General features: G+C 46.0%; 12 protein-coding genes and 1 pseudogene. 2 read left to right on the forward strand and 11 right to left on the reverse strand.

Annotation, left to right across the window (positions count from 1 at the left end; translation table 11 throughout):
* The first annotated feature begins 140 nt into the window (after positions 1-140).
* Positions 141-341 (forward strand): annotated as a pseudogene (locus PHW53_05040) (helix-turn-helix domain-containing protein).
* Positions 342-356: 15 nt separating this feature from the next.
* Here the strand turns inward: PHW53_05040 and PHW53_05045 are convergent.
* The 5 genes from PHW53_05045 to PHW53_05065 all read right to left on the reverse strand — a co-directional run bounded on the left by PHW53_05045 (position 357) and on the right by PHW53_05065 (position 4,180).
* Complete coding sequence (locus PHW53_05045) at positions 357-1,058, reverse strand: hypothetical protein (GenBank protein ID MDD4995797.1); 702 nt, start codon at positions 1,056-1,058, stop codon at positions 357-359.
* A gap of 114 nt (positions 1,059-1,172) precedes the next feature.
* Positions 1,173-2,285, reverse strand: a complete 1,113-nt coding sequence (locus PHW53_05050) for a glycosyltransferase (protein ID MDD4995798.1) — start codon at positions 2,283-2,285, stop codon at positions 1,173-1,175.
* Positions 2,282-3,475: a glycosyltransferase family 4 protein gene (locus PHW53_05055; GenBank protein ID MDD4995799.1), complete on the reverse strand. Its 1,194-nt coding sequence runs from the start codon at positions 3,473-3,475 to the stop codon at positions 2,282-2,284. Before PHW53_05055 ends, PHW53_05050 begins: the two co-directional genes overlap by 4 nt.
* Complete coding sequence (locus PHW53_05060) at positions 3,444-3,902, reverse strand: hypothetical protein (GenBank protein ID MDD4995800.1); 459 nt, start codon at positions 3,900-3,902, stop codon at positions 3,444-3,446. Before PHW53_05060 ends, PHW53_05055 begins: the two co-directional genes overlap by 32 nt.
* A 128-nt stretch (positions 3,903-4,030) precedes the next feature.
* Positions 4,031-4,180 (reverse strand): hypothetical protein, encoded by a 150-nt coding sequence (locus PHW53_05065; GenBank protein ID MDD4995801.1) that lies wholly within the window; start codon positions 4,178-4,180, stop codon positions 4,031-4,033.
* 308 nt (positions 4,181-4,488) lie between these two features.
* Here PHW53_05065 and PHW53_05070 point away from each other — a divergent pair, with 308 nt between their 5' ends.
* Complete coding sequence (locus tag PHW53_05070; protein ID MDD4995802.1) at positions 4,489-5,319, forward strand: transposase; 831 nt, start codon at positions 4,489-4,491, stop codon at positions 5,317-5,319.
* A 31-nt stretch (positions 5,320-5,350) separates the two neighbouring features.
* On the opposite strand, the gene PHW53_05075 is transcribed toward PHW53_05070, so the two are convergent.
* From PHW53_05075 to PHW53_05100, 6 genes are all read right to left on the reverse strand, one after another.
* Positions 5,351-5,485 (reverse strand): hypothetical protein, encoded by a 135-nt coding sequence (locus PHW53_05075; GenBank protein ID MDD4995803.1) that lies wholly within the window; start codon positions 5,483-5,485, stop codon positions 5,351-5,353.
* 6 nt (positions 5,486-5,491) lie between these two features.
* Positions 5,492-6,637, reverse strand: coding sequence for a glycosyltransferase family 4 protein (locus tag PHW53_05080; protein ID MDD4995804.1), 1,146 nt, complete (start codon positions 6,635-6,637; stop codon positions 5,492-5,494).
* Positions 6,638-7,223: 586 nt separating this feature from the next.
* Positions 7,224-8,108 (reverse strand): chain length determinant protein tyrosine kinase EpsG, encoded by an 885-nt coding sequence (gene epsG, locus PHW53_05085; GenBank protein MDD4995805.1) that lies wholly within the window; start codon positions 8,106-8,108, stop codon positions 7,224-7,226.
* Positions 8,089-9,606 carry a chain length determinant protein EpsF gene (gene epsF, locus PHW53_05090; protein MDD4995806.1) on the reverse strand — a complete coding sequence of 506 codons (1,518 nt, stop codon included), beginning with the start codon at positions 9,604-9,606 and terminating at the stop codon, positions 8,089-8,091. Before epsF ends, epsG begins: the two co-directional genes overlap by 20 nt.
* Before the next feature lie 317 nt (positions 9,607-9,923).
* Positions 9,924-10,655, reverse strand: coding sequence for a transposase (locus PHW53_05095; protein MDD4995807.1), 732 nt, complete (start codon positions 10,653-10,655; stop codon positions 9,924-9,926).
* A gap of 85 nt (positions 10,656-10,740) precedes the next feature.
* Positions 10,741-10,942, reverse strand: a 202-nt coding sequence (locus tag PHW53_05100; protein MDD4995808.1) for a hypothetical protein, incomplete at its 5' end; no start/stop codon positions are given.

Below are 10,942 nucleotides of genomic sequence, written 5' to 3' on the forward strand. Positions count from 1 at the left end.
AACATCACATTACTGTTAATGCCTGCACTCCAAGGCTACTGCCAGAGGAACGGCAGGTTTAGTCGGGATTGCTCCAGCTAAACAATTACTTATACGACTTCACGTCGCACTACGAAGGAATCCTTACGGCCCCCCTTAATGCTGCCAGGCGGCGCGGTCGGGTCGGTGGACGCCCGCCAGCAATCGCACAGGAAAAACTGGACGCCATTGTCGAGGCATTGCATAACGGAATGTCGAAAGCGGCGGTTTGCCGAACCTTCGGCGTAAAGCGCACCACGTTGATCGAGACCCTCGATCGGATTGGCTGGCCCGGACTGATAGAGAAACTCCGTTCGGACTGACGCGAAGCAGGCGGTTTATATCCTTGATAGATTTTGACAAAAGCTTAACCGGAATTTCCGTTCCATTGTTCCCAAGACCCCGATTAGGCGCACATTGGCTATCATGTAAGTGTGGCAGGTATGCGATGGCCGTCCGGGCTTGTGGTGGTTGTAGCCGACCGTGGCCCCTTCCTGGTGGCCATATAAGGTTTTGATGGTGACATCCGCATCCAATATCCACGGCAGTTCCAGCAATGGGCTATAGAATTGATACAAATGCTTTTGCAGCCAGGCAATGCCTGCAGTTTCTTCAATGGCTTTCAACGCATTACGCGCACTGTCTTCTCCCACTACTTTAGTCATGCCCAATAAGGGCGCATTGACGCAATCTCCTTGTATTCGCGTAATATGGGCGTAACGGGTATACCCTGCCAAAATGGACAGCACAAAAGATCCCAAGACATTTATCTTTTTAGGGGCGTTAGGACTGGTATAGCGCAAGGGACAATCTTCAACCCAAGGCATAAAGCGATGCCCTACTTTTAAATATTGAATGAAAAAGGCAAGTTGCCCCATTGTGGTCACTTGTGCCTGTGGATCCCATTCAATATGGATTTTTCCATTAAAGGTGTCGGCAATCAGTGCGCTTATTACTGACTTTTTAAGCGTAAATTCCGGTTCACCCGTTGGGTGAATAACTTTGGGAGGTAAAATCAGGGCTCGGCTCAAAGAATACAAGCTTTACAGATTTAATGCTTTTGTTCAAGTGCGGTTTTTAGGTTTATCCGCTCAAAATCCTATGGGACTTTGGTGTCGTTTGTTTAAATTCATCCCGAATTGGCCAATTCATTTTTATCCTGCCTTGGTGAAAACACCTAGCACATCCTTGGCTAACTTTCCCCAATTGTAATCCGATTCAAGCAATGCTCGGCCATTTCTGCCCATTTCAGCTGCCAAATGAGGGTTTGATAGTAGCTCTAGCAACTTGTTCGTCATCCCCGAAAAATCGTTGGCTTCCGCCAGCGATCCCGTCAGGTCCTCTATCACCAAGCCACGATAAAACAGGAAATCCCAAACAACCACAGGCAATTGCATTGCCATTGCCTCCAAACATGTACCGGGTAATCCCTCATAATAGGATGTCGAGGCATAAACCCGACTACGGTTGTAATACCCGACCATTTCCGGGAACGGCACCTTGCCGGTCAATAGTACGTTGTGACCATGGTTAGCCAAAGCATCATTCACCCATGCATCGTCATCACCATACCCGACGACGGCAATCCGGATATCCGGCTTTTTGGCGATCAACTGGCGGCAAAGTTCTACCATAGCCCGGCTACCCTTGCGGAACTCGATGCGCCCGCAAAACAGCACGTCGATATCCTTATGAACAGTCTTATCCGGTGTGAACAACTTGACATCGGCACCGTTAGGAATCACTGCCACTGATCCCTTAAAACCATAGGCAAGAACCTCTTGCCTGCCCTGTTCGGTCAGCGTGATCACCTTGTCGGTCCGATCGAAGATACGGCGCTCCATCCATGACTTGATTGACAGTGAAGCTGCACTCCATTGGCTCTCGAAATGCCGGGTCCCGTAAAAACGGCCGGACATGCCGAGATACGTAGTATGTGCGGTTAACACTACCGGAATATGCGGAGGCAAGAACAGACCGGGAATCAGTGGTGGAAAATGCAGGTTAACCCACTGAATCTTTCCCTCGTCATGCAGTTTGGTCAGCAGTTTTCGAGCCTTCACTCCCCAAGTAAAAAGATTAAATCGGCTGGAACTGAAAGGAATGTGAATAATTTCTACCCCTGGATAACTACGCGTCACCCGATGTTCATCACCCGTAATTAAATAAACCGGCGGATGATCGGGCGGTAAATTAGAAAGGAAAGAATCCAGGTAACGGGCAATGCCACCAACACCGTAGAATTGAGGATAAACAATTGCAATCATTTGAGCGACCTAAACACAGTTTCAAGTTCACCGACCAGCCGACTCCATGTGTAACTGGATATAATTTTCTGGCGGGCATGCTCACCCATTTGATGCATCGCTTCAGGATGGCTCAATGTATTACAAATCACTTGGGCAAGTTCATTTGCGTCTGCCGGTTGCACCAATATCCCATTGACGCCGTTCTCAACTACTTCTGGAATGCCACCAACATTAGAACATACCACACATCTTCCCGATGACATTGCCTCAAGCATAACCAACCCAAAAGGCTCTTGCCATATAGAAGGAAACACCACCATATCCACGATAGAATACAAATATTTTAATTTTTCGTGCGGCAGATACCCTGTAAAAATAATGGCATCACTGACCGGTTCAGCCAGATTTACCAATTGCTGTTCGTATGCCGTTTTGGCAGCTCCATCAAAGAATGACGAACCAGTAATGATCAGATGCACATCAGGCATCTTACTGTGAATTTTCCTAAATGCCTCAATCAGTACATGCACACCCTTGACTTGGGTCAGGCGACCAACGTAAAGCAGATATTTCTTGCCAGGCTCGACACTGACAACACCCTCCAACTGGCGAGCAGCTTCATCGCCATAGGACTTGAACACCTCTGGATCAGTCGCATTGAACACCACACAGAACCGGTTGGCATATTCCGGAAAGAGGGCAACGGCCTGCCGACGTATGTAGTCGCTGACACAGATCACCCGATCGGCCTTGGCTAGTGCTCGACGATAAAAGGGCCTGAATAGTGGCATAGAAAGATGATCGTTGTGCATATGTAGCACGATCTTCTGGCTGGGCTGCTTGTGGAGAAACAGCAGAATGTTCGGCTCGTTATGCAGATAAACAACGTCAAAATCCCGAACAGTGCTCGCCACGCGCCGCCCATACGAATATACATTCTGGATTTTTGCCAGATAGCGTAGAGGGTTCTTCCAGGTCACACGCTCCTTGATGTGGTGAAAGAACTTTTCCATTGGCGTCCACGGGATGCCGATATACTCAATACCGTCTCGCCACGCCACGCCCGCAGGTCTTGAAACGATTATTATTCTGGGGCCAAGTGCTGTCAAACGCCGGCTTGCCTCATCCACCCAATGCTCAACTGCTCCACCCTGCACTGGCGGAACCGGCAACAATTCAGGGACGACAATTGCAATAGAATTCACCATTACTACTCCTTAGGTTTTTTGTTGTCATCCCACCACTGTTCAAGGCAGTCGACCATGAAATCACTGTTTCGAACGAGACACTAAAGATGACCGTGAGCAATCCTGTCATCATGTTCAAAATACCAAAAGGCGCTAACTTATCTTTGAGACCGATGTCATGGTCGTCAGCTTTTACTGTTTTTCTACAGCGTGATGTACCGCCGCGCGAGGAATCACATAGATCCGCTTTGGCTTTGGTGCCGATCGATAGGCGTAATGAATCTTCACGCAGCCCTGATGCCGTATTGATCTCGTCAAGGTTGTCGAAAATGGCATCTGTTTCAGCAACTTTTTTGAGTGGTTTTGCTTTTTGCACTCGGCACAGACGAAAACAACCTAAGCGATTCAAAATATTGCCAATGGTCTTTTCACAGGGGGAGTTCTTCATGGTGCCAGACTTTTTTGGTTATTAACGCCTCCCGCATGGCTTTAGCTGTGATGCGCGTATATTTGAACGCCGTTTGAAATTTGGGGTCAATTTGGCTTTCAGGCTCTGTCAAAGACAGATATTATATTCTAGTTGCGGCATTTTTCTCCCGTTTTTTTGCCGCGAGCCTTAAAATCATCAATACAAACGACTCCACTGCGTAATTCATTTAACCCCAGCGCAACCGTCTTGTGATCCCAATCAAAAATCTTTTCAGCCAAGTGCGGTTTTGAATTCAAACAATTAATAGACACCTGTATTTGAAACTCTCGGCTTATTGCTCCAGTCAATTTTTATCAGCATCTTTGATCGTAGCTATGTGTTGTTTCGATAAGCAGATCATTCTCTTTGGTTTTGATGGGTAAAATTAGACCTGTAGGATACATCAGTTTTGGGTACTAATAAACAAGCGGGGGGAGTCGCTATTTTTGAGTAACACCTGATTGCGGGTTTTCTAGCCTGGTCAAATTGTCTTAAAGCCTTTATAGTGCTGAATTTCGACCATTGCCCCCGAATAGGTTATAGTCCAGGTTTCTGGAGAGTCAGAATGGCTGGAAATCAACGGTGGCAAGCGATTCCAACGCAATTGGATGTTCTGCAGTTCGAGGAATTTCTCTTGCCGCATCTTTCCGTCGGCCACCGTGGCCCGGCACCGAAGCTGAGTTTGCATACAATCTTCAACTACGTTTTGCGGCTGCTGTATTTGGGTTGCCAGTGGAAGGAACTGCTGATCGAAAAAGATAGCGAGGGGCGTCCTGAAATTCACTACACGCGGATTTATCGCATCTGGCGGCGGTGGGTGGTCGATGGCTGTATCGACGCCATTTTTACCGGCTCGGTGTTGAAGCTTCATCAGGACAACCGCCTGGATATTTCGGTCGTTCACTGCGATGGCACGACAATGGCAGCCAAAAAAGGCGGCGACAACATCGGCTTCAACGGCCACAAGAAGGTCAAAGGCGATAAGGTCGTCGCCTTCTGCGATCGGCATTGCAACGTGATCGCACCGTTCGTATCGGCGTCAAGCAATCGCAACGAATCACCTCTGTTGCGAGAGACTCTGCCGCAACTGAACCCAATTGCCCAGGCGGTTGGCATGGATCTTCACGGTACTATCGTCAGTCTCGATGGTGTCTATGATTGTCGGCTAAACCGCAAAGCCATTTTCAATCGCGGTATGATTCCCAATATCAACCCGAATTTACGTGCCAGAAAACCACCAAAACGCGGCCGCAAGCCGTTTTTCAAGAAGTCTATTTTCGACAAGCGATTTCGCACAGTTGAGCGAGTATCCGCGTGGGAAGACAAGTTTTGCTGCTTCGCTTCAAGCGCCTCAGTCAGGTGCATTACGCCTTCAAATCGCTCGCCTATACCCTGATCAACCTCCGGCATTACTACTCAATCTAATCTCAGGGACTATCGTTGGGTTTCACTTCGGCGGGCGCATCGCGCGGCGCGATTCCGCTCGTCCGCTGGATGCCAAAAATGCCACCATTGGATACAAAAACTTTCACAATCTGCTTCTTTAAGCTCATTTCTCGCATCTTTTTTCAGTTTTTGGCAGTGTCGCTTGGGGCTGATGCCAGTTCCGATAATAACCCGCAATCAGTTGACAAGTAATTAAGATGGTGATGGGCGATTTGTTCCCACTGATACTTGCTCTTATTTTTATTAAGAGCAACCATGAATGAGGAGTATTCATTATGCATTTTCTTAATAGCCACCGCAAGATTTTGCGTGATATCATCCGACTGGATAAGCAAACCCGACCAATCATTCAATGTTTCAGAAAAATCACCTACATCAGTCGCGATAATCGGTTTATCAAACGCCATCGCTAGTTTAACAACACCACTTGTTGTGCCCTCAAGATAAGGGACAATGACAGCATGTGCTAGGGTAAAGTAATGCTGGACCTGATCCATGGGAATACTTTGATCGTTTATAACCACATTTGAAGCAGGCCGATATGTATTAAACTTATCCGCAGCCTTGCCATAAAGACTATTACCCCCAGCCACTACAAATTTGAAAGCAGGCTTATTTTCAAGCAACTTGCTGGCGGCGAGATATTCTAATATCCCTTTCCGTGTCTCGATATGTCCAAAGAACAGAACGACAAAGTCATCCTGTTTGATGTCAGGAAACAGTGGTAAAACATTTTCACGAGATAATTGATCGAAGTTGAATATGTCGTACACACCATGCGGCACAAGCAACGGTATAGTCTTAACCCCCATGGCTATCAGCCCATCCACCGATCGCTGCGAATGCACAATCAGTCTGTCAAAGTTTCTGTAGTACCAAGCTAGGACCAGTTTGCTCCAAGGTTTTTGGTCATGCGGTAGCAAATCGTGAATGGTGAGAGCGGTGCGAATGCCGACAGCCCTAAACACCGAAACAAGCACCCATTCCAACATAGGAAACTTAACCCACGATTCAAATAAAACCACATCTGGTCTTTGCCGCAGTAGATAAAAGGCAAACCTGAAAATATCGACAGGGTAGTGTCTTGTTCGTCTGAACAGTTTTATTGCAGGGAAGCCCGCTCGATATTTCTCGGCATCATAAGAATCCGCAGTGATAAAATTGATATCACAAATTTTTGCCAACTCTCGGCAAAGGGAAACAGAATAATCAGTAAGCCCAGAGTTTCCTGTAAAACAAACGACCGCTATTTTCAGTTTATTATTCATTTTGTTTTCCTGAATTCTTCACTTAGCCCGGATTCTCCCATCACTGGATGGTGATAAAAATACCTCGGCTGATTTTATCAACGCATTTAAAAACGTAATATTGCCGTCAGATTCAACTAAGCTTCACCATCTTATTAAAATTACGGGCATAGAAAAAACAGAGTAAAGAATGACATCTTTTTGAAAATGGCAGCCTTTAAAACTAATCATTGGTGTTTCAAATTACTAAAATCGGTAATTATCGCGCAGACTGACAAAATTTGCGACCTAACCTTAGGCGATTTCCGGCAAAGAATATACCCAACTTGCTGGTAACTTTTTGCCCATTGTCTGCGTTGTAAAAAGGATTACGTAGCCTGCTATGCGCACCTTTTTACGCCTTGAAAATGAGCAAATATCCTGCACATTTGGGTATATTCATTCTTGGAAATCGCCTTAAAGACAACCTGTTCGATATTTTGGCCAATATTGGTAAATCCTACAGAATATAATTTTCCTAAAATGTTAAAGTACTTTTGAACAGCTACCTACGGAGTTGACAGAGATGAAAATGAACCCCGGAACTTGAGTAATTAATTTTTAACTATTAAAAATCTGTTAAAACTGCGCCAAGGCATTGAATTCCCGTGTCTTGCAAAGTTTCTTTTAACATTTGTAAAGCATCCAATTTGGTTTTGTCTTTTCGCGCCACTAGCAGGGCGCCACCACACAAAGATGCAATAAGTTGTGCATCTAGACCCTGCTCTGTTGGCGAGGTGTCGATCAGGATGACGTCAAATTGTATCTGCAATTGTTGCAAACAGTTTTTTAAGCCTCGGCTTATTAATTCTCCCGGGTTGGGAGGTACCGTGCCAGCCGGCAAGACAAATAAATCCCGGAAGACGGTAGTTCGTGTAGCAATCGATAGATCAGCGCGCCCAGCCAATACGTCCGATAGACCGTAACCACCTTGTAGATTAAATAACGCATGCTGCCGAGGCTGACGTAAATCGGCATCAATCAGCAGCGTACGTTCGCCAATCTGGGAAAAAACAATCGCTAGATTGGCTGCCATGCAGCTGCGTCCTTCATTGCGACTGGGGCTGATCAATGCCAAGGTTTTATGGACATCGATAAACCAACGCAGCATCAATTGCCCTCGCACAGCTCGCAGAGCTTCCACTTGTGCACTATTGGGCTGGTACGCAGCAGCCAGTTCCGAGCTGAAACTCTCTTCGCTTGCCATTAGGTGTGGGAAATCAAATTGATTCGATAAGGCTTTTTGTATATCGTCATCGCTGATCAGCCCAAGCGCTTTGGCGGCCTCGCCGAAGTACACGCCCTTCTGTTTTTGAAAAGCAATAATGCGTTCGACATCGCTTGGGCTGATTTTTCCGGCATCCAGTAATAGATCCCCAATGGAAGCAGTGATGTCTGTATTGACTACTTCGTTATCGCACTTGTTGTTGATTTCAGATACTTTTACTTTCATTTATGCGCCGAATAAAAAGGTTGAGCCGCTGCTCTATTTTGTCAAGATTAAACCGCCAGAGCATTCGATTCTCCTTGGCGACTGGAGCGGAAACGACGGCAAAAACAGGAATGCCCAACATTTCCGAAACATCAAAAGCAGATCGTACTCGACGATCCATCAACTCTGACAATAACGCCGCGCCCACTCCCAATACGCCACCCAGAAAAATCGACAAAATCATGTTTAATAGCACTTTAGGCTTGGCAGCTTTCTGAGGCGGATAAGCGGAATTAAGTATAGAGATATCGGTTTGGCTTAATTCGCTCTCCATGCGTGTTTGTATCGCACGATGCATAACCTCATCGTAGGTCCTCTGCGCACTTTCTACCTCGCGGCTAAGAACCGCAATTTGATCGTGCTTTTTTTTCAGATCCAGTACTTTGGCCTTTTGTTCCGCCAAGGCCTTAGCTATCATATCGTCACGTTGCTTAGAAGAAGTAACCATACTATTAATACTGTTTAGCACCATTAAAACTGCGGACTGAATTTCTTTTTTCAAACTGGTCACTTGAGCTTCTGCTTGATTGTATTGGGGATTACCTTTTTTAAATTTCTGGGATATCTCGGCAAAATGCGCCTCACGTACTGCCAGTTCCGTCTTGAGTTCTTGAATCAATTTGCTGTCCAACACCTCCTGTAACGACTCGAAAGAACCGCCTTGTTTAAGAATGGAAGCCAACAAATCTTTTCTGGATTTCAGTTCGTTGGTGCGAGATTGGATTTCCACCAACTGCCGTGACAAATCAACCAGACGGGTTTTTTCAATATCCAGTCGATCAGAGCCATCAACAATGCCTTCTTGTTGTTGATAGGTAGACAGCACCGACTGTGCATGCTCCAGATACTCTCGCAACGAAGCCATTTGCGAGTCAAACCAATCTGCAGTTATTTTGGCAGGTTGAGCGCGCAATTCGACGCTGGTTTGTATGTAGGCATCGGCAAATGCATTGGCGATATCCGCAGCCAGTTGTGGATCGCTAGAGGCAAAGTCAAATTGTATCATGTTGCTCTCGCGTGAAGGCTTTACTTCCAGTTTTTCCAGCAATAAATCCGCAACCCAGTCTCTAATGTCACCAATGCCCCCGGCTTTTACAAATTTTTTCTGCAAATCCGGAAAGTCTTTCTCCAATTGCGGAAAATCTTTCTTCATTTGCTGGTTGTCGCTGAGTTTCAGTTTGCTGAGTTCTAGTTTTTCCAACACCTTGCGTGCTACATTATGACTTTTAATCACATCGACTTGCGTTGCAACATACGACGGTAGCAGTTGACTTACCGGGGAGTTTAGGCCCGTCACCGGATCGACATTGCGTTGATCAACCACTACTGAAGTCGTAGCGACGTATTGCTTGGGCAGCAATATACTTACAAACAAGGTTGTGATTACCGTCATCATAAATACCGACAGGAAAATCCGTTTGCGCGACCAGAAAATATTAATTAATTGTTGAAACTTCATGATGTTCCGTTGTTTTATAGGCTCAATCTGAGGTAATTTCCAGAAAATAATTTACCCTCAAGCGGGCCGAATCAGGATGTCCCATTTGGGCAGGATTGGGTTCCTCTCTAGTCTGTCTTCAATCGCCAACATCGCCTTCTTAGACAGTGAGATTCCTTTCTGGTAGAGCGTCTAGCATAATTGCCTGTGGGCTTTACCCTTTGCCAGATCATACTCTTTGCTTATTATAGCATAGTTTCGACGATCACTAGTACTCAGTTATTCTTGTAATGGCGGGTAAAGTTTCTTCAACTTTACCCGCGCATCCTCATTCATATTTAACCACCTGCATGTTTGGGTGTGTTGTGGATTTCCAATTTATCCAGAATTATTCGTGCTTCCTCTGGTGCGAAAGCCTTATACAGAGATGCGCCGTGTGGGTGTTTATTATCCCTGAATTCTGGACGGACTACTCCTGTAAAAATGGCTTTGACAATTTTTTTGATATTGTGAGTGGCACACACAAGTGCAAACTCACCCGCAACTTTTTCTTTACCCCGAACACTGAAGCCTCGAAAGCCACTGTTTTTGAGTTGTCCAAATACCGGTTCAACAATGACTTTGCGTTTGCTGTAAATATCTTTTGATGCCTGTTGTTCCATCTTGACAGTTATCTGTTGTCTTAACGGTTCCTTGTCATCCGTATTGATGGTACGCGCTTCGCCTTTTTTGGATTGACAACAGCGAGTTTGATAAGAACACTTCGCACCTACTTCAGCACTACCTTGATAAACCTGCTCACCCTCGTTGCTCCTGCGTACCAGGTTTAAGGTCTGTCTACCTGGGCAAGTGAACGTGTTATCTACTTCGTGGCAGGTAAAGTCGGCTTTGGTCAATTTTCGCTCAGATTCATCCAGGGGAATGGGGTTTTGCTTTTCACCTTTGTCCGTAGCAATATAGGCATCAACAGTGCTTTTTTCCAATGCTTCCGGGTTAGCACCGGACAGATAGCCGTTGTCAGTCGTCATTTTATCCGGCAATCTGCCGGTGGTTTCCTGTAGGGCTTTCAGGGCGGGTAGAATCTCTTGTTTATCGTTGGCATTGAAACTGATATGTTGGCCGACGCTAATCTGCGCATTGTAGCGATAATCAAAATCACCTTATCTTGCCCATGATACGGGCATCGGTATCGGCAAAACTGATCTGTTTTTTATCTTCAATCGGTTTGCCTGTTGACGCCGGATGAAAACTGACCACCGATACCGGTTGAAATTTGACCAGGGGGCGAAGCCGGATTTTGAGGTATCCGGCTGTGGATAAGTGTAATCGAAACGGACAACCGAAGGGTGGCTTTGTT

It is taken from the genome of Patescibacteria group bacterium (assembly GCA_028710985.1).
Lineage (GTDB): Bacteria > Patescibacteriota > Patescibacteriia > JAHJFT01 > JAHJFT01 > JAQTTB01.